Origin of the sequence: Porphyromonas gulae DSM 15663, from assembly GCF_000378065.1 — a bacterium.
In the GTDB taxonomy this organism is placed as follows: domain Bacteria; phylum Bacteroidota; class Bacteroidia; order Bacteroidales; family Porphyromonadaceae; genus Porphyromonas; species Porphyromonas gulae.
This window is the reverse complement of record NZ_KB899149.1, coordinates 81,944-106,466: the sequence shown is the minus strand read 5'-3', so window position 1 is coordinate 106,466 and position 24,523 is coordinate 81,944. Positions and strand designations below refer to the sequence as shown.

Here is a 24,523-nt window from a genome sequence, read left to right as displayed (position 1 = left end):
GAGGATTATTTTTTGAGCGGATTCAGCTTGTTTCCCTCAGTCGGGAATACCTTGTTCAGTATTTTATATGCATCCTGCTTTTCCGAAGCATTGGCTTTCGACAATATATTCACGATCTCATCCAGCTTCACAGCCGCAAAGATGGAAAGCAGTGGCGACATGGGACGTACCTTGTAAACAGCTTCCAGCTGAGGCAACAGCTCTAATACCGTAGTGCGTCCGCGATTGGGATTGCCGACCATTTCGTCCAATGCCCGTCGGTGATAATCATACCAAAACTTGCGCAAAGTCTCCAATTCGGCATCATTCATAGCCTCGGCAAGGGCATAGCGATTCTTGGTACTCTCGAAAGCTTTCCAGCCGCTCCAGTCTTGTTTGGCCTGTGCTCTGGCTACGATCTGACGCATCATAGAACGGGCCGAATTGCCTCCCAAAGGACTGAAGCTGTCAAAATCCATCGCCAATATGAAGTAGGCATAGAATACGACGGAGGCTACCAGATTACTTTGCAGATCCGTCTCATTATATTCGATGGGATCGAACTGGTTGTATTCGAAGTTCAGTTCCTGATCCCGCCAGATAAGCTGAGGAGAAAAATAGGAGGAGTTGTAAACAGGGCGACGAGAAGTAACGAAGAGTTCGGCCTTGTATTGACTTTCGTCTTTCACCTGGGTAAGGTTGATGGAAAAGGTGCAGTCGATACGCTCAGCAAAACTGAATGTGGCCGTTGTCCATCGGGTCAGGTTGAGGAGATCTGTGAGCTGACGCTCCAGCGTCTTGAACGCCTCCGCATTGGCATTACTGCCAAGACGTTCGCTATTGATGGTTACCTTGGCATTCAGCTCCTGACTTACAGCAGAGGCCGTACAGAAAAACAGGCAGATCCACAGCCCCCACCACAATCTCATTCTCATCCCAATCCGATTATATAGTCCACAATATCTTCGGCCACCTCGGCCTTGCTCTTGAGCGGATATTCCGATGGTCGGCCGTCACTGCCGAATACGGTGATCTTATTCGTACCCACTCCAAATCCGGCTCCCTCATCGGAAAGCGAATTCAGTACTATTGCATCCAAGTTCTTGGCTTTCATCTTGCGCATAGCCTCTTGCTCCCCACTGTCCGTCTCCAGAGCAAAACCCACCAACCGCTGTCCTGCACGTTTGAGTGCTCCGAGCGTAGCCGCTATATCCGGATTTGCGGTTAGGCGGAGGTCGAAGTCGCCCTTGGTCTCTCGTTTCATCTTTTTCTCTGCCTGCTCTGCCGGACGATAGTCAGCTACAGCTGCGGACAAGACGGTTATGTCGGCCTTTTCAAAAGGTTTCCGACAGGCTTCGAGCATCTCCACGGCACTCTCCACATCGATACGGTTTATCCCTTCCATGGCTGTCTGCATCGCAGTAGGGCCGGCGACAAGCGTAACCGAAGCCCCCAATTCGGCCAAACGTTCGGCTATGCAGAAGCCCATCTTTCCGGAAGAGTAGTTGCCGATAAAACGTACGGGATCGAGTTTCTCGTATGTAGGGCCGGCTGTAACCAATGCGTTCTTTCCAAGGAGCGGTTTGCGATCGCTCCCATCGAAGAAAGCCTCCAGTATCTCCACAATGCGCTCCGGCTCTTCCATCCGCCCCTTTCCTACAAGATGGCTGGCCAATTCGCCCTCGCCCGGCTCGATGATATGATTGCCATAAGAGCGCAGTATCTCGATATTGCGTTGCGTACTCGGATGTCGGAACATATCCAAATCCATAGCCGGAGCCACGAACACGGGAGCCTTGGCGGAAAGGTAAGTGGTTACCAACATATTGTCGGCGATCCCATGTGCCATCTTGCCTATCGTAGAGGCTGTGGCCGGAGCGATGAGCATAGCATCCGCCCAGAGACCGAGATCCACATGGCTGTTCCATGTGCCATCCCGTCCGGAGAAAAATTCGCTGATGACAGGCTTGGATGTCAGAGCCGAGAGAGTGATGGGAGTAATGAACTCCTTGCCGGCAGGAGTAATGACTATTTGCACTTCAGCCCCCTTCTTGATGAGCAGGCGGGTCAGAACGGCAGCCTTATAGGCTGCGATACTCCCCGTGATACCGAGGACGATGTGCTTGCCGGCCAAAGATGATTTCATCTGTACGAGGTTCTCTTATGCTTGTTTATTTGGTCCCGGGATTGTTCAGAGACATACGCAAGCGGGTAAATTCCTGCTTCGTATTCAGTGTAAAGTCCGCGTCCATGATCCAGCCGTAGTAGCCAGAATCCGTACGCAATACATCCAGAGCTTTACGGCCACGATACTTACCGAAATTAATGATGACGTTGTCATTATCGTCATAAACCAATCGGCCAGCAAAGTCTACGTTGCGAGACTGGCGAGAGAAGTCGGCCAAGAAAGCCATATCGTTCTCCAATGTTCCCTCGTAACGATCCAACTGAGCCTTGAATACATCGTAGGTAGCGCGTGTATCGGCTTCGGCCGAATGTGCATTTTCCAAAGTCCTGTTGCAATAGAAACGAGTGGCCGCCTCCAATGTGCGAGGTTCCATCTTATGAAAAATCGTCTGAACGTCTATGAGCTTTCTCCGGCGAAGGTCAATGTCCACTCCGGCACGGAGAAACTCCTCCACCAGTATCGGCACATCGAATCGCGTCGAATTGAAGCCGGCCAAGTCACAGCCTTCTATCCATTGCGCCAGACTTTTGGCCACCGAACGGAATGGAGGGCAGTCCTTCACATCCTCATCCGTGATGCCGTGAATAGCTGTCGATTCGGGAGGGATAGGACGTTCGGGATTGATACGCCTTGTTTTGCTCTCTTCACTCTCATCAGGCATAACTTTCAGAATAGAAATTTCGACGATTCTGTCACGTACCAAGTCCACGCCCGTTGTTTCGAGGTCGAAGAAGACCAGTGGATTTTTCAGATTCAATTTCATTCGATTGTGTTGTTATTCGCCGATCAACTTCATCGGCAAAAGCAAATTGCAGAGGCTGATACCCGGTGCATTCTCTGCCGGTAGGATGAGACCGGCACGGGTCTGATCTGCCAGAGTCATGATCACCTCTTCCGATGACATTCCTTGCAGAATGGTCTGAAAGACATCCGACTTGAATCCGATACGCATATTGATATCGGCCGGACATTCTGCCGGCACATGTTCTTCGGCTGCCACAGAGAAGTCTATATCATTGGCCGACAAGCGGATGCCGGCAGGTGTAAACTCCATCCGCAGCATACTCGTAGCCGGATTGGAGAAGATGGATACACGCTTGGCTCCCGATAGCAGCTGGAGACGATCCACTTTCACGGAGAAAGGATTGCTCGTGGGTATTACACTATTATAATTCGGATAACGACCTTCCAGCAGGCGTGCCCTGAGCGTATAATTGCCAAGCTCTATATGGAGATAGTTGCTATCGTAAGTGAGCGTCACATCGCCCTCCAGTCGGGGCAGGACATTGCGCAGCAGAAGACAGGCCTTCCTCGGCAGACAGAAAGCACTGCGCTGACGGCTTTGTACATTGGCATCCTCCTGCTTCACCAAGATCTGTCCATCCGAGCCTACGAAAACCAATTTGTCTTCGAAGAAATCCAGATAGACTCCTGTCATGATCGGCCGGCGTTCGTCCTGACTGGTAGCAAAAAGGGTCGCCGAAAGGCCGCTGAGCAAGGCTTCGGCCTTCACGATAGAAACGATGGCTTCAGGAGACAAAGAAGCTGCCACCGGATAGGTCGAAGCATCCTGTACCACAAAACTGTAATGCCCGTTGCTGTATGCGATCTCAGCCGCTTTGCTTTCCATATTTATCTCAAAAGAGATAGGCTGATCGGGCAGTTCTTTCAACGGTTCAAGTAAGATTCGTTCGGGAACGGCGAAAGAACCGTTTTCGCCCCCTACGTTGTTCACGGTAAGTTCCGTACTCATCCGATTAGCCATATCGGCCGCGGTAAGACGTAATTGATCCCCCTCCAGCTCGAAAAGGACAGACTCCAAAATTGGAAGTGTACTGCGTGAAGCTATGACGCGGGCAATCAATTGCAAGTGTTGCAACAACACGTTGCTGGCTACTTCAAACTTCATTGTGTATATATTTATTGGTTTCTTACAAAAGTAGGGCTTTTCGTATAACCGACAAGCTACCCTCGGAAGGCTGTCAGGGCAATCGCATTTGAACTGTTAACGCACTTATAAACCTAACGATTGCTAAAACAAGTACGCATTAATGTACTAAAGTCCCAAATTATAGAAGAAAGAGGCCAAGGATACAGTATAAACCTTCAAATGCGATAGCCCTGGAAGGCTGTAGCAAGACAGACCAAAACAGGATATGATTCCATCCGAGCGTCCGGCCTAAGAATCCCCTGAGAGGGCTGTTTTCCCGAAGACATTCACCCTTTAGGGGCAGATACAAAGGTGAAGGGAAGGAAGAAACGGTTAGAGAAGGAGTGTTTCGCTGTCGGTGATCACACCCTCCATCGGACGATCCCATGGATCGGTAGGCAAGTCAGCCAATAGACGATACGAGAAAGTGACACCGATAAGCCGAGCTTGTGTAGCGGGCAGGAAGCGGTCGTAATAGCCTTTACCTCGCCCCATGCGACTGCCTTTGCGATCGAAAGCGACACCGGGCACCAGCAGCAGATCCAACGAAGAGGGAGGAACGGCTGTAGCAGCATCGGCCGTAGGCTCGGCGATACCATAAGCCCCCGCAGCATCAAGATCAGCCTCGCCGGTATAGGCATAGAAAGCGATGTCGTCCCCCTCCACTCTGGGGATAAAAAGCTGTTTGGTATGGGCGTACTCCTGTAGCAAGCCGGCCAAATCCGGCTCGTCCGGCAAAGCATGATAGAGCCCTATACGTTTGGCATCGGCAAAAACGTCGAGTCGGCAGATCCGCTCCACGATTGCCTGTGACCAAGCCTCACGGTTTTCCGCCGTGAGCAACTCTCGATTACGTAGCCGGATCTGCGCTCTTAATACCTTTTTAGTCATGCTTCAACGGAAAGGTTTTGCCCTCTTTGATGAGGGAAACTGCTTGGTATATAAACGGATCGTCACGCAGTATCAGTTGATAATATCCCTGTAGATCGAAGAAGTTCATCGCGATGTAAGCATTGATGTGCCGTTTCATGCGATTGCGGGCTTCGTTGATCAAAGATGTACGCATCGGGACACCGTATCGCTGGGCGAAAGAAGCAAAGTCGAAGATCAGATAAGTACGATCCAAATAAGCTCCCAACTCCTCGATAGTCTTAAAACGACTTAGAAAAGCCCTGTTGGCATCGCTGTACAGGAACGCATAGCGAGGGATCAAATCCGAATCCTCCACCTTCATCATATAGGAGTTAAGTCCTGCCGTATCGAGCGGAATGAAAATATCCGGTATGATACCGCCACCGCCATAGACCTCACGGCCTCCGGCAGTCTTGAATTTCTTGCCTCCCAGCAAGGGTATGCTATCAGCCGAGTAAAGCTCCCCGTGATTGAAACGATTCCTCAGATCCTGATAGTAGTTTTCATCTACGCCTGAAGAATAAGGCTTCTGGATAGAACGTCCCGATGGCGTATAATAACGAGCTACGGTCAGGCGGATGGCAGAGCCATCGGCCAAATCGAACGGAAGCTGTACCAACCCTTTGCCAAAGGTCCGGCGGCCGATGATTTGAGCACGGTCATGATCCTGCATGGCTCCGGTAAACACTTCGCTGCTACTGGCCGAGAACTCATCCACCAGCACCACCAGCGGGATCTGTTGTAAGATACCCTTGCCATCGGATGCGATCTCTTCACGCGGATAAGCTTTGCCCTCGATCTGAAGGATAGGAAGATTCTTGCCCAAAAACTCATTGGCCATTGCAATAGCCGGCTCCAACAGGCCGCCCCTGTTTTCCCGCAGGTCGATGATGAGGCTCGCTGCCCCTTTCTTGCGCAGACGGCCAAAGGCTTCTATAAACTCCGCATGCGTGGTACCCGTCCACGAATCGATCCGCACATAGGCGATCGAAGACTCTATCAGATAATAGGCATTGAGTGAAGGTAGAGGCACATCATCACGCACCACCCGGTGCACGGATTCTTTCCCATTTCGACGCACCAGAATATTTAGCACCGAACCCTTTTCCCCTCGCAGTACTGCTTCGACATTGTTCATATCGACGCCCTTACCATAGAGCTTTTGCGATCCGGACTGAAGCAAACGGTCGCCGGCTCGGATGCCTGCACGATCGGACGGACCTCCCGGTACGACCTGTGTAACCACGATGGTATCCAGCAGTGTATTGAAGGAAATACCGATACCGCAGAATCCGCCACTGAGTGTGGCTGCTTCTTCGGCATTGTCCGTTTTCGTAAGGAATACGGAGTGGGGATCGAGCTGCTCCAGGAGATAAGGAATCATATTGCGCTGCAGCTTCTGCACATCTACCGAATCGACATAGTGCTTGTCGATCAGATTCAGCACCTCATTCAAATCTCGCGGGTTCTTGTGTGTGAAATAGAAATGAGCAGCAAGAGCTCCTACGGCACTGAAGATGGCAGCGACAAGAATATGAGAGAATGCGCCGCCAAGACCGGATGAATTTTTCATAATAAACCTATTCCTGAATATCGGAAATGTCTATAAAGTCGACGACAATGCCGGCTCGCTCCAGCAAGCGACAGCCGTCCTCCAGACGATATTTCTCGGAATAAACCACCCGTTTTATTTTGCTCTGGATGATGAGCTTGGCACACTCGATACAGGGAGCTGCTGTGATATAGATAGTGGCACCGGAGCTGTTGTTCGTGCTGCCGGCCACTTTGGTGATAGCATTGGCTTCGGCATGCAGTACATAGGGCTTGGTCACGTTGTTCTCGTCTTCGCAGATATTCTCGAATCCGGCCGGTGTACCATTGTACCCATCCGATATGATCATCTGCTCTTTGACGATAAGAGCTCCTACTTTGCGCCGTTCGCAGTAGGAATTTTCCGCCCAAATGCGCGCCATGCGCAGGTAGCGTTTGTCCAATTCCAACTGCTTATCCTTGACTTCATTTGTCGTCATCGCCATTGTCTATCTATCGAGAAAACGGATTGGCTTAATAACCGACAGCAAAAGTAAGGCAAATAGTTGAAAGTCAGTGCTGTTTCCTAAGAGTTCGATTTGCGACGACAATAGCGTTCGCACTGCCTGCAAATATCGTATCCGAGCATAGCCCCGATGATGAAATCTTCCTCCGGAGTCAGGCTGTTCAGAGAGCGTCCGCTCACGAAAAGCCGGATGGCTTCCATACATTCCTTGCAGCCGAAAAAGAGGTTGGTACGCTCCGTATTCGGAGTAGGCTGAGCGAAATAGGGGATCCGCCGGCTTCGCAGCCGTTCTTCCGCATAGGGGATATCGTCGTTAGCCAGTGTAGCGAGTACCATGCTTCGCACACCTTTTTCAAACTCGTATATATGATGCATGAATACGCGCAGATCGCTACTAAGTGTTTGCGTGTCCATCGTTGGGAGCTGAATAAATAACGGGAGATTACAGGGGAGGAGAGAGGAGAAGAGAGTATGGAAAGAGAGCCGAAGGCCGGGAAGAGGAGTGAGCGTTGAAGACAAATACGCTTTTATTTCGAGCTAAGCTGCTTCCCTCCGATCCGATCTCCGGCTCTTAGAACATTAATTACAATCCCATAGCAGCGATCCAACGCTCCATACGAGCTTCGGTCTGGTCGGGCTCGTTAGCGTCGTCTACGCACAAACCGATGAGCTGGCCGTTTTCTTCGGCAGTCGTCTCGTCGTAGCTATAGCCTTCAGCTGGATAAGCACCGATGAAAGTACAGCCCGTATTAGCCAGTTCGGCCTTGATCGTGCCGAGAGCTGCACAGAAAGTATCGCTATAAGAAGAAGCATCGCCACAGCCGAAGAGACCTACCTTCTTGCCGCTCAGGTTTTCGCCTTTCAGCTTCGGCAGGAATGATTCCCAGTCGTCCTGCAGGTCGCCCAAACCCCATGTGGAGCAACCGAGGAGGAGTACATCGTATTTCGCTGCTGCGGCTGCATCGGCATTTGCCACGTCCATTACATTAGCGGAGTCAACGCCTAATGCAGAAGCAATTTTTTGAGCCAGATCGCTCGTCGTTCCGGTAGAAGAACCGTAGAAGATTCCGATTGATTTCATGTTTTTGAATAGTTTATATTGGTTTGACCTACGCAAAAGTAGAGGAGATCAACGACTTGTAATATCACCACAAATAGCTAAAAAGAATAGGCCCATACCTATATATAGGGGGATTCCGGTCGAAAAAAAGCAGCCCGACTAAGGCCGTGCGGAGGCGAAAGCATAGAGACGGCATACCTGCTCGGCCGTGCGCCGGAGGTTGTCCCGGGCACAAGCCGGATTCATCGCCTCCCTAAGGCTGACAGGAGAAGGAGTAATGGAAAAAAGACCGAGGAAACCGGCGCGATTAAGAGCCACAGCATCCTCGATACTGCCGGCCAGCAATACCACGGGGATCTCCTGCTTCATGGCTTCGGCCAGCACACCGGCCGGCACTTTGCCCATCAGGGTCTGCCGGTCGGCTTTGCCCTCACCGGTCAGGATCAAATCGGCATGCCGTATCTTTTCGGAGAAATGCAGGGCATCCAATAGCAGCTCGATGCCCGGCTTCAGTACCGCTCCGAGGAAAGCCAACAGCCCACCTCCCATACCGCCTGCGGCTCCTGCTCCCGGGACATGGACTATATCCTGCCCCGTATGCCGGTGTATAACGGCAGCCAAATGCTGCATCGAGGCATCCAATCGGGCTACCATCTCCTCATCCGCCCCCTTCTGAGGCGCAAAGGCAAAGGCAGCACCGTCGGAGCCGCAGAATGGATTGCGCACATCGCAAGCCACCGTAAAATGCGAATCGGCCAAAGCCGGATGTGCCGAAGAGCCATCGACGCGATAGACCTCCGACAGCAAACTGCCGCATAGGGCCGCGTCCTCCCCTATATCTCTCCCATCTCGATCGTAGAAGCGAAAGCCCAATGCCTGTAGCATCCCCAGCCCGGCATCGTTGGTGGCACTACCGCCGATCCCGACGATAAACATACGGCAACCTCGATCCAAAGCATCTTTGATTAACTCTCCTGTGCCGAACGTGGTAGTCTGCATCGGATTACGTCGGCCTTCCGGCACGAGAGGCAGTCCGCTGATGCTCGCCATTTCGATGAAAGCCGTCTGCCCGTCAGCCGATATGCCATAAGACGTCTCACGCATTTCCATTAGCGGGGAATGGGCACGGAGGACGATGCGCCGCCCGTCCGTGGCAGCTATCAGCACATCCTGCATCCCCTCTCCCCCATCGGCCACGGGCAGTACCACCACTTCTGCAGTGGGACAAGCTGCTCGTACACCTGCGGCAGCAGCTTCTCCTGCCTCGGCAGAGGAGAGGCAACCCTTGAAGGAGTCTATGGCTATCACGATCTTCTTCATTCAGTATTTAGGTTACAAAAATTCCGGTATCCGGTGGAGCTTGCTATCGGAAAAGGCTCTTTGTTGAGTCAATTTTATCATTGTTTTGTTCGCAAAAAAGAGCCACACTCAGAATAACTTCCGTATATCCATCGAAAGGAAGTCTTCGGCTCTGACACCTCCATCTCCTACAATAAAAGCCGATTGGGGCTTGAAGGATTGGGAAAATTTGTCCAACCCATCTGTCCTTTTCTCTGCATTGCTTTTCACCTCAATGGCAACGACAGAACCTTTCTTGCGCAGGACGAAATCGACTTCATCGTCTCGTTCGCGCCAATAAAACACCTCGAAACGATGAACAAAAGCCTGACTGACGAGGTAGGCTCCAATGCCTGATTCGAAGATTCGCCCCCAGGACTTGCGATCGAGTATGGCCTGCTCGAAGGTAAAAGGGCTATACACCATCTTCAAAGCATTGTTATAGACCTGTAGTTTGGGAATACTCGCCTTCCTCCTTGCCATATCATTACCAAACTTCTGAAGTCCACAGAGCAATCCACTTTCGTCCAACAGATTGATATATCCGGCCAATGTCACCGTATTACCGGCATCTTGGAGTGAGCCTAACATCTTGTTCAAAGAAAGTAATTCTCCCGAATAGGCAGCCCCCAATTCGAAAGTCTGGCGAAGCAAAGCCGGTTTAGCGATCGGTGTACCCATCAGAATGTCCTTATTGATAGTCGCTTCGATGATGGCAGCTTGGATATATTGGCTGAAACGGTCGTCATCATCGGTCAGAGAAGCGGCACCGGGATACCCCCCATAAAACAGATATTGATCGAGCGAGAAACCGAAGCAGTCTTTCATCTCCTGATAGCTCCAATGGCTCATGCGTATTTCTTCGAATCGACCGGCCAGCGACTCTGACAGCCCCTTTTCCAACAACACACGACTACTGCCCAAAAGTAACACCTTGATATTACGGTCATGGAATGTATCATCGTCCCACTCTTTTTTCACGACTTCACTCCAATTAGCAATCTTTTGTATCTCGTCGATCACAAGAATAATACTCTCCCACTCCTTGGCCTCCTTCAGGCTACGGACAGCAGCCCAACAATCGGAAATCCAACTACCGTTCACAGTTGGGACGTTATCGGCTGAGAAGAACTGATAGGGTGCATCCAAGTCCTTCAGTACCTGCTTGACAACCGTCGATTTTCCGATTTGACGAGCCCCCATTACGACTTGAATGAATCTCCTCCGATCTTTAAGACGATCTGTAATCACACGATACTCTGCTCTTTTATACATACCTGTACGTTTTACTCAGTGGAGTGAGTATTTTTACTCAGTGCAAATATAATAAAGACATTCGATTCATAATCAATCTCTTATAGGTCAATAAAGGCGATGTGATTATCCCGTAAAGGATGAGATTATCATGTATTTTCCAATAGTAAATGCAAGCAAGAGAGGAAAAGCCAAATCAACAGAAGAGCCAGTATGATCCCATAAGGCATCCAAAGACTCTTGGAAAAGAGGCAACGCCAATAGTTCATCTTGATCTTACGAACATCCATATCGTAGATTTCCTTATACGGACGGTCTTCCTCCATTTTTGCTACGCTTCGTTTGTATAGCTCGCAATACTTTTTTTCCTGCCGGAGGTAGTAAGCATCCACCAAGGCACATGCCACGCTTATCAGTGCCAATACAATCATCAACTCACAGCGGAAGTTCGCCGCATACAAGGCTCCGAGAATGGCGGCCATAGCCATACAAAAACCTTTGGTCTGAAACGAATTAGCCCCCATACGGGTAATGACGCCCTGCACATGATCCAAGTGCTGACGCTTGCATTCTTCCTTATTCATCTGTATTTACCTCCTGTTTTGTTATTCCTAATATCTTCTCTTTGAACTCTCTGACTACATCACACCAATTTTGCTCTCGAAGAGCTGACGCAGTGACACCATCCGGCACAGTAAAAATACGGCTGTCAAGATTGACGACTTTGGCCTTCAATGCAAAATAATGCTTGGACAAGGTTTCTACTTCATAGAAAGTACAGGGTTTGATCTGTATGGGGATAAGTGTCTTTTCATAATCCTCGATGACCGGCAACTCATGGTCGAGGATGTAGTCTGTACCCAAATAATTTTGACTGACCAATGCAATAATACAATCGGCACCGGTGATCCTTCTTCTGATTTCGCTATGGATAGGTGTTTCAAATTTGGTCAGTTCGTCATAGTATAGTTCGATATGCCCACTCTTCACCAAGGGTTTGAAGAATAAAAGACATTGCTCAAGCTCCTCACGGTCATGCTTGGAATACGATATGAAGACGCGCTTTACTCCTGATAATTTTTTATTGACAGAAAGATGTTTGTAGGGACGGGTCGATACTTCTCGCACCCGCTCTTTATCGATAGCACCATCCTTCAATGGATAGGCTGCAATCCTCGCCGTAGTCTTGCTCTCATCGTCCAGCGTGCCCAAATGGATATAGTGAGGCACTGACAAGTCTTTATCCGCTTCGGCATAGGAGAGGTAGAGATCTTGGATGGGTTTGTCCTTTCTGTTTGTTTCACGAATGGAGCTTCTCGTTTGCTCCGCACCCTTATCTCCTATTTGCTCCCTCGGAGGGATATTGTTCCAATACATATCCAATATATCACTGAGGATAGCAGCCTCTTTTCGTTGGATTTCTTTAGCGAACCTCTTTCTCTGCTCTTTGATGAATACGGATATGGCCAAGTCGGTAAAGTCGAGCTTGATCCAGATCAGATAATCCTCTGCATTCGCCTTGGGCAAACTCATTGACTCAGGTTCCAACTGTTGCATATCCATCTCACGGCCTGCTGTGAAGATGACCTGATCCCGCCAATACCGCTTTAGAGCACCTTCCTCCCGTCCATAGTAGGCTATAATCTGGTTGATCAGGCCAAAGGGAATAAAGCGTTCGAATTTGAGGACAAAATTTGGCTCCTTAAATCCCCAAGTAAACCATTTATAGGTTTCGTCTTCAGAATGCAAAGGGAGATAGCCGGGTATCACATAGCAGTCCTTATCTTCATATACGATCAGCTCTTCCAATAATAGCTGCAAGATCATATTGTTCTCTCCAACGCCCGTTTGACCGTCAGAGCAAAGCTTGTCCAGTTTTTTTCTGAAAGTGTCTTTTCGAATCTTTCCTTTCTCGACGCTCTTCTTCTTAAGGATTTCTCCATGAATCATCTGAACAAAAGCTGTCGGATCTAACCAAACATAACTATTAAGCTTCTCATTCTCACGATAGTAAAGCACCTCCCCTCGCAGACTAAGCTGGTTCAATTCGGTTTGTAGATACTCTATGGTGTAAAGATCATTTTCATCTCTTCCCATATTCAATTTAGTCGCAAGAGCTTCGAGAGAGATAGGGATGTGTTTATTATCAGCCGCAATTGAGGAAAGAGCTTCGTACAATCCCTTATCTTTTTCCGCAATCTTGATTGATTTACTCCTACTTGCGATAACTTCTCGAACCCTCTCTTTCAGATAGTTGAGCGCATGTTTAGCACTTTCCTCCTTGGGTTCTAAGGATACATAGACTTCCTCCAATACTCCATTCTCGGCTGCACAACCTAAGGTTTGCTGCTTAGCTCCCGTTTCATCGGCATGGGTTTGTATGATAATTGTATCGTCTATAGCCTGTGGTTTGTCCTCGTTGTCTTGTTCTCCTCCGACGGACATACAACGATTGCAGGCATAGGCTATCTGGCCTAACCAATAGGGGCGATTGAAGTTAAGAGTCTGATATCCCTTATCATCTACGCTTACAAAGTTTCGATCCTTCTTAACATCCCAAAAGAGAAGGTATAACGATTGGGTGGTGAAAAAAGCTTGGTAAATCCCATGATAATAGTCCTGCCCCCCAAAGTCGTAAAAGATCGCATTAGGGTTATTGCTTCGATGCACCGACAATACATGTGTACTACCCCCATATTGATAGCCGATGTCGTAATTTGTAAGGAATGTACTCTTCCCGGAGCGATGATTCCCCAAAAGCATTACCTTGCAAAAAGAATCATACAATACTTTGCTCCGTTCTTCTTTTTCAAGAAGAGCTTTAATCTCAGGCAAATGATTGCCAAAAGGAGAGAGTTTCAAGCGCGATACTTCAACAAATGGATTATTATGAATTTTCAGACTTTTCAATCTTTGTCCCAGAATCAGAGCCAAAGGCTCAATATCATCAACTGATTGAATCTTATTATCCGAAACACCAAGTTTATGCAATTTCGTCAGGTTTTCTAATCCCTTAAGATTACTGAGTTGGTTACCCGATAAATCAAGCCTTGTTAAGGACGTGAGAGAAGCAAGACCTTCAAGATTACTGAGTTGGTTACCCGATAGATAAAGCCTTCTTAAGGACGTGAAACTAGCCAGGCCATCAAGATTACTGAGTTGGTTTCCCGATAAATAAAGCCATCTTAAGGACGTGAGACTAGCCAGGCCATCAAGATTACTGAGTTGGTTTCCCGATAGATCGAGCTCTGTTAGAGCAGGGAAATCAACAAGCCAGGCCATGCTGTCTATCTGACATTTTCGTAGGCAAAGTTCAATGACTGCACCGGAGGAATCTTGTTTGAAATATCTATCTACTTCCCAATATCCTATCCTTTTGGGGGAGGAGAGATCAGGAATTTCAATGTTATAGGTCTTCTCTAAGTCCAAAATGGCCTGGGGTTTCTTCGCTTTCATATCGTCATATGTGTATAAAAAAGTAACTCCCTCAAAGGTATAATAATCCGAACAGAAAGGAAAAAGGGTCAATAGCGGTATTTGGCTCTTTTATACTTGCCCATACATTTTACTCAGCCGAGTGAGTATTTTTACTCAGTGGAATCAGTGGAAATACAATAAAGACATTGGCTTTCTATCGAGCATTTACAAATCAAGCTCTTGCAAGCAAACAGAAGCAATGTGATTATCCCGTAAAGGGTGAGATTGTTCAAAAATTTCGATTCATCGGATGTAGGCTTTTTTGCTACATTTGCAAGCCGAAGAAAGTTCACGAAAAATATAAATGGCTATATATCAGAGCTATTACACCGATAGAATAGCATAATAAAACGACTCAATGATCAGCAACATCTACTCCGACTTCGCCCACACGACCAAGGCACCCGGGCAGATCGCTCCGGTGCATTCATCTATATGCTATCCACTTATCCGAAGGAAGAGACACAGAGCGTATGAAGCATAGGCCATAGAACTTTTCACAAGACCTGCAAACAGATAAGGCACGCACTCGATTCGTGGTGGAATCGGGAGCGTGCCTCTTTTATACAAGCTCGTGAATCGGCCTTTTGAGCCGTCCGAACTATATATAAATCAGATACGATTTATATACAAATGGAAAACGATTTGTATATAAAACGAAAACGATCTGTATATAAATCGTTTTTGATCTATATACAGATCGCTTTGCAAAGAGGTTCAAAGCATGTTTCGAACTGAAAAAGTTCGTTTTTCCTACTTTTTCACTTCAGGATCTCTTTCCTTTCAGGGGCTTATTTGGAATGATTCCAAACTCGTCTTCGTTGTTGAAAACTTTTTCGGCCTGTATTTTTGGACCTTTTGGGCTGAAATCATTTTCTCATTGTACCGTCGCCCATAGGTGCTTCATGGCGCGCTCTTCCTGACGGATACGAACGAAGAGGATAGCGAGATAGACGGGCATTCCGACACAGAAGGTAATCCAAGCATTGCAAAGGAGGGTGATACCGATAAGCTCCGGAATGACGTTGAGGAAATAGTTGGGATGGCGTACCGTCTTGAACAGGAAGCTCGTTTCGATACGATGATTGGGTACGATATAGAGCTTCAGCGTCCACACATCCCTCAGCTTATAGATGACGAAGAAGAGCATGGCATAGGCAAAAACCAAGATCGCTACGCCCCAGCCGGATAGCGTATTGAACTCGACTCCCGTGGCATAAGCTTCGTACAGGGAAGTGAAGTAGTAGGCTATGTGAGCCAGGGTGAGGAAAAGCGAATTGAGCTTGCCATACTGTACTGCGCCCTTGCGTAGCAGTCGCTTCTCGTTGAAGATGGAATAAGAGAGGGAGAGCAGTCGCAAGCAAAAGAAAAGGATGAATGTGGTGATGATGGTTTGCATACTTTTTTTAAGGGTTGGTTTTATTGTCCGATCTCGTTCATATTGAACCCGGCTCATCGGCTTCCGTATCGCCAATCGCGTTGGGATGGTTTCGGTCCCATCTGTGGCTTTTGTCTGCCATCCACGATTCCTGACACAGCAGGATGCCGTTTACGCCTTGTACGATAGTAACCCTTTCGTCATCGATAATGTTCGTTACACTCATAATTATATGTTTTTGGTTATTGATTCCGGTGTGATCCGATTGCGGTTATCGGGGTTTGGTACATTTGAATACCAACAGGGAGCGAGCATTCCGAATCTCCACATTGTCACCATATAAGGAACGGAGCTTTTCGATGGCCTCCTCCCTCGTATAATGGGGCGGACGGAACAAGCCTTTTTTGTTCAAAAACTTGCGGACAAACCAGTCGGCAGGCTTGCGCTCCCCCTTGACATAGAAGCATCCGCAGAAGAGACCGCCGCCTCTTAGCACGCGGAAGGTCTCCGCAAAGGCACGCTCCTTGTCGGGGAAGGCGTGAAAGCCATTCATCGAGAGCACGAGGTCGAAAGCTGCATCGGGGAAAGGCAGGCTGCCGACATCGCCTTGCCGGAGCGATACGTTGGTTATTTGCTCTGCATCGAAGCGCATCGCTGCTATGTCGAGCATTTCCTGCGAATAGTCCAGCCCGACAATTTCGGCTTGGGGCATCCGCCTGTATTTGTCATAGGTGAAAATGGCTGTTCCTACGGGGACGTCGAGTATGCTGCCCTCGAAGCCATCGGGAATCATGTCCACCACCGAGCCTGCGATGATATTGTCGTCCGTTTTCCAGAGACAGTGCATATAGAGCCACGACCACCATTTCCGTCCGGTGAGGACATCATCGTAATGGTTTGTGAGTCGGTTATAGGCGTTTTTCTGCTTCATATCCATTCTTGAATTTGTTCGACTTTCTTTCCCATGCGCCATCACTTGGGCATAGCGAAAGCCGGTATCCATACATCGAGCCGATTAAGCCAAAGGATTGGATGGAAAGAAAAATCCATCCTGAGATTTTGATTGTTAAAAACTGCTCTATGCCTGATACACAAAGGTATAGGGTTTGTCCACAGCATACAATCGCTAAAAATGGTGATTTTCGCAGCCCACTTTCGTCCATTTTCTTCCCGTTTCTCCCGATCGATACCGACTCCTTGTAAAAACGACGGCAAACGACCTAATCCTGATGTGTCCTAAAAAAATTGACAACTAAGAGCCCAAAAAGACAGCAGGGGAAGGACGTCGAGTGCGTTCCTACCCCTGCTGTAGTTTTTATGGTTCGTAACCTGTCGGTCAGAGAATCGAATCGAGGAGACCTTCGTCTACCAGATACGGAATTGTGATATGGTATCCATCCGCATGAGTCGTATTGAATTCTTCGCTTACTGTCATGGCATTAGGATTGCGCGCCCATGAGCGTCGAGCCACTCCTCCCATTACATCCCACAGCATGGCCGAACGCAGGATCGCATCCACACGTTCCGAACCATCGAGCACCATGCCAAATCCGCCGTTGATGGACTTCCCGATACCTACACCGCCACCGTTGTGCAGAGCCACAAGGCTCATTCCGCGAGCAGCGTTGCCGGCAAAGCACTGCACGGCCATATCAGCCATCACATTGCTACCGTCCTTGATATTGGAGGTCTCACGGAAAGGACTGTCCGTACCGCTCACATCGTGGTGGTCACGTCCGAGCATGATAGGGCCGACCTCGCCACGGCGTACCATTTCATTGAAGCGCAGTGCTATGTTCATTCGTCCGAGTGCATCCTGATAGAGGATACGTGCCTGTGTACCTACGACGAGCTGATTCTTCTCAGCATCGCGTATCCAGATCCAGTTGTCACGGTCTTGTTCGCGTCTGTCCGGATCGATACATTCCATGGCTGCATGGTCGGTCTTGACGAGATCCTCATGCTTACCGCTAAGGCATACCCAGCGGAAGGGGCCATAGCCGTAGTCGAACAGCTCGGGCCCCATGATGTCTTCCACATAGCTCGGCCAGATAAATCCGTCCTTATCGTCGATGCCGTTCTTGCTGATCTCGATGATACCGCTATCGTATATGCTCTTCATGAAAGCATTGCCGTAGTCGAAGAAGTAAGAGCCGCGTGCGACCAGAGCTTTCACCACTTCGAAGTGACGTTTCAGTCCGAGATCGACCTGACGGCAGAATTCGTCACGATCCTCTTTGAGTAGGCGTGTACGCTCCTCGAAAGAGAGTGTCACCGGGCAGTAGCCGCCTTCATATACGGCATGGCAACTGGTCTGATCGGAAAGGAGATCGATGTGAATACCTTCGCTCAGAGCATATTCGAGCAGGTCTACTACATTGCCGTGATAGGCGATAGAGCAAGGCTCTCCCTTCTTCTGTGCTTCGGCAGCCATACGGAAAGCCTCTTCTTTCGACTCGGTACGGAACTTGACCCATCCCTGTCCGTGACGGGTATCGATGCGGCTACTGTCCACTTCGGCCGTAATGCTTACTGCTCCAGCAATATCGGCAGCCTTGGGTTGTGCACCACTCATACCGCCGAGACCGCTGGTGACGAACAGTTTGCCGGCCAAATTGCCTCCGGTAGGAATATTCAGTCTTTGACGACCGGCATTGAGCAGGGTATTGAACGTACCGTGTACGATGCCTTGCGGCCCGATGTACATCCAGCCACCGGCAGTCATCTGTCCATAATTGGCCACACCCATCTGGGCAGCGATCTCCCAGTCCTTGATGTTGTCGTACAAGCCGACCATCATGGAGTTGGTGATGATCACGCGCGGAGCATCGGGTTTGGACTTGAAGAGTCCCAAGGGATGACCGCTTTCGATCACGAGCGTCTGCTCGTTGGTCATCTCTCGGAGGTACTTCATGATAAGACGGTACTGCATCCAGTTCTGGCACACCTGCCCGGTCTCTCCGTAAGTAACGAGTTCATAGGGATAGAGGGCGATGTCGAAACAGAGATTATTGTCGATCATCACCTGAAAGGCTTTCCCTTCTATACACCGGCCTTCGTACTCGTCGATGCTTTTGGCTTTGAGATCCCCTTCGGGACGGAAGCGATAGCCATAGATCTTTCCACGGGTTTTCAGCTCTTCGAGGAATTCGGGAGCAAGTTCCTTATGCAATTCCACAGGGATATAACGCAAAGCATTCTTCAGAGCCGTGCGTGTCTGTGAAGGGGTAAGACGGAAGCCGCGGTCAGGGGCGCGGCGAATACCTGCTACAAACTTGGGATAAGCAGGCAGCGTATTGTCCAGAGTGAACTTCATTATTTGATATTTTGTGATTTGTAGTCAGTATCATGCCTTAGTGAAAGGGCTCATCGCTAAGGCGGTGCCAAATTACCATTTTTCGAACACCGAGCCAAAAAAGTCTTTAATACGGTGCCAATCACAACTTTGTATATGGATAGCAGGCTCGGCAAACAAGCTATCCGACCTGTCCGAAAACGGCACATGACAGCGTGGGAGGATGAATGTGCTCTCAAACGGTCTGCAAGAGGAGGCTGTCAAACGATTTGGGTATCAATCGCAGGGCCTTCGAAAGCTTCATTTCAAACCAATAAAAAGAAGACAGCCACCCTGTCTGCAAAGCGAACAAGGAGGCTGTCCTACTATGTATGCAGGGGTATAGCCCCCCTTATCTTCAGAGAACGAGAATCGACGAAGCCGGTCGGGGCTATAATCTGCGTCTTCGAGGTGTACTCCTCTGTGATCGTTTCAGCAGAAGAGGGAAGGCGTTTTCTCTATGCTCGATGCGTTTACAGGAGCCATCTGCATTCAATACAACGGATATAATATCGAAGCGTACGGGCAGATCGATGGCGTACATGCGTACATAGTGATGTGCCGACTCGGAAATCAGTCGCCTTTTGCGCATATCTACAGCCTCTTCGGGGGCCAGTAGAAAGCCTTCGGTACGGGTCTTTACTTCCACTACAACCAATTCTCTGGAAGTGGATGCCACTATATCCAGCTCTCGCCTGCCGGATTGCCAGTTGAGAGCCTCTATCCGATAACCTTGCTGCCTGAGATGCTTCAGGGCTATCTCTTCGCCGTGATGTCCGCGATCATTGTGGTCAGCCATTGGTATTGTCGTGGCCTTCCTTTTCGTTCCGGCTGAGGATAAAGCTTTCTATATGCCTTTGTTTTTTCTCTTCGAGTATCTTGCCCACAGCAATGAATATGCCGGTTTCCTCCACGTCGCCGAAAGCCTCGTTTACTGCAGTGCCGAAAACGCGCATTTCCGGAGACAAAGCTATATATGCACTCACGAGCGGAGGGATATTGATTCCCAGTTTGCGCACTTCTATATTGAGTGTCTTGTAATTGGCACTAAAGTCGGAGGAAGAGAACAAGGCTTCGTCCTTTGGGTTGATCTCTATCGGTAGGGGATGAATGGGCTTGACCAAGCCTTCCGGATCGGAGAAGTGCTTGTGAAGGAAATACAGGATCAGATTGCGAGCTCGCCGATCATAGTCTTTGTACATGGTCACTTTGCCATAAAAATAGAGTGCCTCAGGATTGACTACGGTGAGTGCTCCGATACCGTCCCATAGATTGTCCAGCACAAAAATGGCCTTTGTACCCATCCGTGTCGATTGGTACTGGAGCGACACGAACGAACGTCCCAATTCGACTGTGTAGGGGAGATAATCGCGCAAAAAGGCATCACTGAAGCGAAACATCTCTGCCGTTGCCAGCAAAGGCTTGCCATCGGTATCGAAAGCAACGTCCCGCCCATAGATAAAGCGGTAGCCTCCGAGTATGGCCTTGTTTTGCGGGTCCCATACGATCAGCTGTTTGTAGCCCCCGGGCATGGTGTCGAACTCGTCTATATCGATTGCCTTGCCCGTTCCTCCACCATAATGCCGAAAGGCTTCTTCACGCAGTCGGCCTACTTCTTTCATACAGTGCGGAGCTTCTTCGGCCGTGAAAACATAGATTTCATTGCCGGCTTTGTTCGTCGTCCGCAGAAAACGATCGGCAGTCAGCTCCTGCTCGAGCAATTCGGGTGAGATCGGAGCAATAATGGGTTCGAGGCACATGGGTTTAATGGTTATTTCTTTGAGGCCGACGGGCTGAGGTCATACGCCAGTGAACGGATATGAAGTGCCTGCTCAGCGGTATCTCGGGGGTCAGACGCAAGAGATTGCCATTGAATAGGCCGGCCTGCGAATACACGAAAACGACGTCCTTTGCTCCGAAACATTTCGTCCGGCAGCAAAGCCATCCCGATATTGAATTTAAGGCCAAGGAGCTGACGGAAACGCTCTATCCGGTAGAAACGCTTCGAATTAAGTCCTTCGAAAAAGAGTGGGACTATATCCCGTTTGTAGGCGTAGGCCTGACGGACAAAGCTCTTCTTCCACGGGGTATCCTGAACTTTACCATCGATCAGACGGGAACAAAAGCCTGCCGGAAAAGTTATTACGGGCAGATCGCTCTCGAAAGCTTCCTGGAGCCGATCTATACTCTCTCGCTTCTGTCTGCCACGGGTATTGACGGGGACGAAAATCTGGCGGAGTGGTCGAAGATGAAAGAGAATATCATTGACGATATAACGTACATCCGAACAGTAGTGACTACCGATCAGATGACTGAGACAGATACCGTCCAGCCCTCCCAAGGGATGATTGGAAACAAAAAGACACCGTTTGTCGGCCGGCAGTCTGTCTGCTCCATTCCAACCTATATCGACGTGAAAATACCCGACCAAAGCAGTCATAAAGTCCACACCCTCAAGGTGTCCGTACCGGTCGAGTATATCGTTGATCTCGTCCTGATGTATCAGGCACTCGAGCAAACGGATAAGTGGCTGCGGGAGTTTCCTGCCACTCAGCCGTCGGACAATCTCTCCGATATGAATATGCTGCTTCTCTTGCATGGGAGGAGGCGATCCTTTCAAATACCTCTCAGCTCTTTTGCGCCTTGGCATTTTCCAGATTCAGCTCATATCGCAAGGTAAAGATACCGACCACAGCAGCGAGAATCGAAGCGGCGAAAATGCCGAGCTTAGCTTCATTGAGGAAGTGCATATGCTCAGGCGTTGTGTAAGAAAGAGTAGCGATAAAGAGCGAAACGGTGAAGCCGATGCCCCCGAACAAGGAGACGGCCATCAGGTTGATACGGCTCATTCCTTCGGGCCAAGGGCAGAACTTCATCTTGACAAAGCCATAGGAGAAAAAGTAGATACCCAGAGGTTTCCCGACAAACAATCCCAAGAATACAGCCATCGGCACACCCCACAAGGCATCGGCAGTGACTCCTCCAAGTGTGATGCCGGCATTGGCAAAGGCGAAGAGTGGCAGCACGAAGTAGCCTACTATCGGGCTGAGAAGTTCCTCCATGAGTTGCAGCGGACTGATGGCACTGCGTGCAGCCTTACGCATGGAGTTGATCACGTTGATTTGGTTATGGCTCAATATCATAGAAGTGCCCGACTGTCGGATCTTATCATTGGGCATTGCCTCGAACAGGGAACGCATCTCGGCACGAAGGTTTTTGGCATGCAAACCGGGACGAGCCGGAATCATGAAAGCTGCCAACACACCGGCTATAGTGGTATGGATCCCACTCTGGAGGAAAAAGAGCCAAACGAAGAATGTACAGACGAAGTACAGCCCTAACCGGCTCACGTGCATACGCCCCATCAGGTACATGAGGAAGAGGATACCGAAGGCAATGGCCAACATCCCTAAGTTAATATGAGAACTGTAGAAGACGGCGATAATGATGATACCGCCTATGTCATCCGCGACGGCCAAAGCCGTCAGGAATACCTTCAGACTTGGTGGCACCCGACTTCCCAAAGCAGCCAAGGCCGCCAAAGCAAAGGCTATATCTGTAGCCATGGGAATAGCAGCTCCTCGTGCTCCGGGGCCTTCGTGAACGACCAGCAGGAAGAAGAGGATGGGGACGATCATCCCTCCTACGGCACCCACGATAGGAAGCATGGCTTTCTTGAAAGAGGACAATTCGCCTACCAAAACCTCCTGCTTGATCTCCAAACCGACAGCAAGGAAGAAAATGACCATCAGCACATCGTTCACAAACTGGAGCAAAGTCATGGTCTCTCCATGATGAGAAAAGATCTCACGACCTCCGATCGTAAGATTGATAGGGTACTCCAAAATTTCATGATAGATAGAACTCAACGAACTATTGGCCATGATGACAGCCAACACCGAAGCCAAGAAGAGCATCATCGTAGCATTCGGCTTCAGGTGAGTAATTCGTTCAATCGGTTTGATAAAGCGAAAAGTCTGTTTCATATCTTTTTTTCGATCTAAAAGAAAGACTCAAATAACATCTTTAGCTAATCTGTTTTACAGACGCTATTACGCAAAGTTAATTAAAAACTGTGCTACCTTTGTAATATATGCATGCTTAACCCACAATTATAATGGAACATCCTTTGGAAATTTATAATACGCTCCATCGCAAGAAAGAGCGATTCGAGCCTATCCATGAACCTCATGTCGGACTCTATGTGTGTGGCCCTACGGTCTACGGAGATGCCCACTTGGGACATGCCCGTCCGGCCATCACATTCGATCTCCTATACCGCTATCTCCGGCATTTGGGCTATCAAGTGCGCTACGTACGCAACATTACCGATGTAGGCCATCTGGAACACGATGCAGACGAAGGAGAAGACAAAATCGCCAAGAAGGCACGCCTCGAACAGCTTGAACCGATGGAAGTAGTGCAGTACTACCTCACGCGTTATCGCCATGCCATGGAAGCTCTCAATGTGTTGCCTCCGAGTATAGAACCGATGGCTTCGGGTCATATCATCGAGCAGATCGAACTGGTCAAGCAAATACTGAAAGCGGGCTATGCCTATGAAAGTTGCGGATCGGTCTATTTCGATGTGGAAAAATACAATCAAGACCATCGCTACGGAGTACTGAGCGGTCGGAACATAGAAGAGATGATCAATAATACTCGCAGGCTCGATGGGCAGGACGAAAAGCGAAACGGCGTGGACTTTGCTCTCTGGAAGGCTGCTCAGCCCGAGCATATCATGCGTTGGCCGAGTCCTTGGGGTATGGGATTCCCGGGCTGGCACTGCGAATGTACGGCCATGGGGCGCAAATATCTCGGTGAAGAGTTCGATATACATGGTGGAGGAATGGACCTCGTATTTCCCCATCACGAATGCGAGATAGCACAGGCAGTTGCCTCACAGGGGCACCCTATCGTACGCTATTGGATGCACAACAACATGATTACCATCAACGGGCAGAAAATGGGTAAAAGCCTGGGCAACTTCATCACACTCGAAGAGTTTTTCTCCGGATCGCATCCGAGTCTTCACAAGGCTTATTCACCCATGACCATACGCTTCTTTATTCTCGGTGCCCACTATCGAGGCACCGTAGACTTCAGCAACGAAGCTTTGGAGGCAGCAGAGAAGGGTTTGGAACGATTGCTGGATGCAGCAGCCTTGCTCGATGGATTGAAGACTGCCGACACGACCTCCGTGGAGGTGAGCGACCTGCGTAAGCGTTGCTACGATGCCATGAACGATGATCTGAACAGTCCGATGGTAATAGCAGCCCTCTTCGATGCTGCGCGTGCAATCAATGCTGTGCACAATGGACAAGGCACCATTACTTCTTCCGACTTGGAGGAACTACGTACAACATTCCGTCTCTTCCTCTTCGACCTGCTCGGTATGCGCGATGAAAGGGTGTCTTCTGCCGGCGGTAGCGAAGCTTTCGGCAAAGCGATGGATTTGCTCCTAAGTATCCGAGCCGAAGCCAAAGCTCGTAAGGATTGGGCGACAAGCGATAAGATCCGCGACGAACTCACGGCTCTTGGATTTACGATAAAAGATACGAAAGACGGTGCAGAGTGGAAATTGAATTGACCTGCTATCGATAACCCGGTCTAACCC

22 protein-coding genes are annotated in these 24,523 nt (G+C 49.3%); 1 reads left to right on the top strand and 21 read right to left on the bottom strand.

Annotated features, from left to right (window positions below; genetic code table 11):
- Positions 1-5: 5 nt before the first annotated feature.
- The 21 genes from porD to nhaA all read right to left on the bottom strand — a co-directional run bounded on the left by porD (position 6) and on the right by nhaA (position 22,892).
- Entirely contained in the window at positions 6-914 is a 909-nt protein-coding gene (gene porD, locus F452_RS0101685) for a type IX secretion system protein PorD (protein WP_018964534.1), read from the bottom strand.
- On the bottom strand, positions 911-2,125 hold the full coding sequence (coaBC, locus tag F452_RS0101680; protein ID WP_018964533.1) for a bifunctional phosphopantothenoylcysteine decarboxylase/phosphopantothenate--cysteine ligase CoaBC: 1,215 nt from the start codon (positions 2,123-2,125) through the stop codon (positions 911-913). Before coaBC ends, porD begins: the two co-directional genes overlap by 4 nt.
- Positions 2,126-2,150: 25 nt before the next feature.
- A complete protein-coding gene (locus F452_RS0101675) occupies positions 2,151-2,930 on the bottom strand; it encodes a 3'-5' exonuclease (RefSeq protein WP_018964532.1) in 780 nt (259 codons plus the stop codon).
- 12 nt (positions 2,931-2,942) lie between these two features.
- On the bottom strand, positions 2,943-4,076 hold the full coding sequence (dnaN, locus tag F452_RS0101670; protein ID WP_018964531.1) for a DNA polymerase III subunit beta: 1,134 nt from the start codon (positions 4,074-4,076) through the stop codon (positions 2,943-2,945).
- Between the two features lie 354 nt (positions 4,077-4,430).
- Complete coding sequence (locus F452_RS0101665) at positions 4,431-4,988, bottom strand: 5-formyltetrahydrofolate cyclo-ligase (protein WP_018964530.1); 558 nt, start codon at positions 4,986-4,988, stop codon at positions 4,431-4,433.
- Positions 4,981-6,582, bottom strand: coding sequence for a S41 family peptidase (locus tag F452_RS0101660; protein ID WP_018964529.1), 1,602 nt, complete (start codon positions 6,580-6,582; stop codon positions 4,981-4,983). Before F452_RS0101660 ends, F452_RS0101665 begins: the two co-directional genes overlap by 8 nt.
- Positions 6,583-6,589: 7 nt before the next feature.
- Positions 6,590-7,039 carry a dCMP deaminase family protein gene (locus tag F452_RS0101655; protein ID WP_018964528.1) on the bottom strand — a complete coding sequence of 150 codons (450 nt, stop codon included), beginning with the start codon at positions 7,037-7,039 and terminating at the stop codon, positions 6,590-6,592.
- An 86-nt stretch (positions 7,040-7,125) separates the two neighbouring features.
- Entirely contained in the window at positions 7,126-7,479 is a 354-nt protein-coding gene (locus F452_RS0101650) for a DUF2023 family protein (RefSeq protein WP_018964527.1), read from the bottom strand.
- 169 nt (positions 7,480-7,648) lie between these two features.
- Positions 7,649-8,146 carry a flavodoxin gene (locus F452_RS0101645; protein WP_018964526.1) on the bottom strand — a complete coding sequence of 166 codons (498 nt, stop codon included), beginning with the start codon at positions 8,144-8,146 and terminating at the stop codon, positions 7,649-7,651.
- A gap of 138 nt (positions 8,147-8,284) precedes the next feature.
- Positions 8,285-9,445 carry a glycerate kinase gene (locus F452_RS0101640; RefSeq protein WP_018964525.1) on the bottom strand — a complete coding sequence of 387 codons (1,161 nt, stop codon included), beginning with the start codon at positions 9,443-9,445 and terminating at the stop codon, positions 8,285-8,287.
- 108 nt (positions 9,446-9,553) lie between these two features.
- Positions 9,554-10,738, bottom strand: a complete 1,185-nt coding sequence (locus F452_RS0101635) for an ATP-binding protein (RefSeq protein WP_026292097.1) — start codon at positions 10,736-10,738, stop codon at positions 9,554-9,556.
- A 128-nt stretch (positions 10,739-10,866) separates the two neighbouring features.
- Entirely contained in the window at positions 10,867-11,301 is a 435-nt protein-coding gene (locus tag F452_RS0101630; RefSeq protein ID WP_018964523.1) for a hypothetical protein, read from the bottom strand.
- Complete coding sequence (locus tag F452_RS0101625) at positions 11,294-14,173, bottom strand: leucine-rich repeat domain-containing protein (protein WP_018964522.1); 2,880 nt, start codon at positions 14,171-14,173, stop codon at positions 11,294-11,296. Before F452_RS0101625 ends, F452_RS0101630 begins: the two co-directional genes overlap by 8 nt.
- Before the next feature lie 898 nt (positions 14,174-15,071).
- Positions 15,072-15,593, bottom strand: a complete 522-nt coding sequence (locus F452_RS0101620) for an isoprenylcysteine carboxyl methyltransferase family protein (RefSeq protein ID WP_018964521.1) — start codon at positions 15,591-15,593, stop codon at positions 15,072-15,074.
- Positions 15,594-15,630: 37 nt separating this feature from the next.
- Positions 15,631-15,798: a hypothetical protein gene (locus tag F452_RS12275; RefSeq protein WP_167319366.1), complete on the bottom strand. Its 168-nt coding sequence runs from the start codon at positions 15,796-15,798 to the stop codon at positions 15,631-15,633.
- A 45-nt stretch (positions 15,799-15,843) separates the two neighbouring features.
- On the bottom strand, positions 15,844-16,509 hold the full coding sequence (locus F452_RS0101615) for a class I SAM-dependent methyltransferase (protein WP_026292096.1): 666 nt from the start codon (positions 16,507-16,509) through the stop codon (positions 15,844-15,846).
- A gap of 399 nt (positions 16,510-16,908) precedes the next feature.
- The gene (locus F452_RS0101610) at positions 16,909-18,888 is read right to left on the bottom strand and encodes a urocanate hydratase (RefSeq protein WP_018964519.1); all 1,980 of its coding nucleotides are present in this window, start codon (positions 18,886-18,888) and stop codon (positions 16,909-16,911) included.
- A gap of 409 nt (positions 18,889-19,297) precedes the next feature.
- Positions 19,298-19,705 carry a YraN family protein gene (locus tag F452_RS0101605; protein ID WP_018964518.1) on the bottom strand — a complete coding sequence of 136 codons (408 nt, stop codon included), beginning with the start codon at positions 19,703-19,705 and terminating at the stop codon, positions 19,298-19,300.
- The gene (locus F452_RS0101600) at positions 19,698-20,666 is read right to left on the bottom strand and encodes a GNAT family N-acetyltransferase (protein WP_018964517.1); all 969 of its coding nucleotides are present in this window, start codon (positions 20,664-20,666) and stop codon (positions 19,698-19,700) included. The genes F452_RS0101605 and F452_RS0101600 overlap by 8 nt, the downstream gene beginning before the upstream one ends.
- A gap of 11 nt (positions 20,667-20,677) precedes the next feature.
- Entirely contained in the window at positions 20,678-21,505 is an 828-nt protein-coding gene (locus tag F452_RS0101595) for a 1-acyl-sn-glycerol-3-phosphate acyltransferase (RefSeq protein WP_018964516.1), read from the bottom strand.
- Positions 21,506-21,533: 28 nt separating this feature from the next.
- Entirely contained in the window at positions 21,534-22,892 is a 1,359-nt protein-coding gene (gene nhaA / locus F452_RS0101590; RefSeq protein WP_018964515.1) for a Na+/H+ antiporter NhaA, read from the bottom strand.
- A 131-nt stretch (positions 22,893-23,023) separates the two neighbouring features.
- Between nhaA and cysS the strand changes: the two genes are divergently transcribed.
- Positions 23,024-24,496: a cysteine--tRNA ligase gene (gene cysS / locus F452_RS0101585; RefSeq protein ID WP_018964514.1), complete on the top strand. Its 1,473-nt coding sequence runs from the start codon at positions 23,024-23,026 to the stop codon at positions 24,494-24,496.
- Positions 24,497-24,523: the final 27 nt, after the last annotated feature.

Coding starts and splice junctions, on each gene's coding strand:
- F452_RS0101660 (WP_018964529.1), bottom strand. CDS start 6,582: ATGAAAAATTCATCCGGTCTTGGCGGCGCATTCTCTCATATTCTTGTC.
- F452_RS0101665 (WP_018964530.1), bottom strand. CDS start 4,988: ATGACTAAAAAGGTATTAAGAGCGCAGATCCGGCTACGTAATCGAGAG.
- F452_RS0101630 (WP_018964523.1), bottom strand. CDS start 11,301: ATGAATAAGGAAGAATGCAAGCGTCAGCACTTGGATCATGTGCAGGGC.
- dnaN (WP_018964531.1), bottom strand. CDS start 4,076: ATGAAGTTTGAAGTAGCCAGCAACGTGTTGTTGCAACACTTGCAATTG.
- F452_RS0101650 (WP_018964527.1), bottom strand. CDS start 7,479: ATGGACACGCAAACACTTAGTAGCGATCTGCGCGTATTCATGCATCAT.
- F452_RS0101605 (WP_018964518.1), bottom strand. CDS start 19,705: ATGGCTGACCACAATGATCGCGGACATCACGGCGAAGAGATAGCCCTG.
- F452_RS0101625 (WP_018964522.1), bottom strand. CDS start 14,173: ATGAAAGCGAAGAAACCCCAGGCCATTTTGGACTTAGAGAAGACCTAT.
- F452_RS0101600 (WP_018964517.1), bottom strand. CDS start 20,666: ATGTGCCTCGAACCCATTATTGCTCCGATCTCACCCGAATTGCTCGAG.
- F452_RS0101615 (WP_026292096.1), bottom strand. CDS start 16,509: ATGGATATGAAGCAGAAAAACGCCTATAACCGACTCACAAACCATTAC.
- F452_RS0101610 (WP_018964519.1), bottom strand. CDS start 18,888: ATGAAGTTCACTCTGGACAATACGCTGCCTGCTTATCCCAAGTTTGTA.
- porD (WP_018964534.1), bottom strand. CDS start 914: ATGAGAATGAGATTGTGGTGGGGGCTGTGGATCTGCCTGTTTTTCTGT.
- F452_RS0101675 (WP_018964532.1), bottom strand. CDS start 2,930: ATGAAATTGAATCTGAAAAATCCACTGGTCTTCTTCGACCTCGAAACA.
- coaBC (WP_018964533.1), bottom strand. CDS start 2,125: ATGAAATCATCTTTGGCCGGCAAGCACATCGTCCTCGGTATCACGGGG.
- F452_RS0101645 (WP_018964526.1), bottom strand. CDS start 8,146: ATGAAATCAATCGGAATCTTCTACGGTTCTTCTACCGGAACGACGAGC.
- cysS (WP_018964514.1), top strand. CDS start 23,024: ATGGAACATCCTTTGGAAATTTATAATACGCTCCATCGCAAGAAAGAG.
- F452_RS0101635 (WP_026292097.1), bottom strand. CDS start 10,738: ATGTATAAAAGAGCAGAGTATCGTGTGATTACAGATCGTCTTAAAGAT.
- F452_RS0101620 (WP_018964521.1), bottom strand. CDS start 15,593: ATGCAAACCATCATCACCACATTCATCCTTTTCTTTTGCTTGCGACTG.
- F452_RS0101595 (WP_018964516.1), bottom strand. CDS start 21,505: ATGCAAGAGAAGCAGCATATTCATATCGGAGAGATTGTCCGACGGCTG.
- F452_RS0101640 (WP_018964525.1), bottom strand. CDS start 9,445: ATGAAGAAGATCGTGATAGCCATAGACTCCTTCAAGGGTTGCCTCTCC.
- F452_RS0101655 (WP_018964528.1), bottom strand. CDS start 7,039: ATGACGACAAATGAAGTCAAGGATAAGCAGTTGGAATTGGACAAACGC.
- nhaA (WP_018964515.1), bottom strand. CDS start 22,892: ATGAAACAGACTTTTCGCTTTATCAAACCGATTGAACGAATTACTCAC.
- F452_RS12275 (WP_167319366.1), bottom strand. CDS start 15,798: ATGAGTGTAACGAACATTATCGATGACGAAAGGGTTACTATCGTACAA.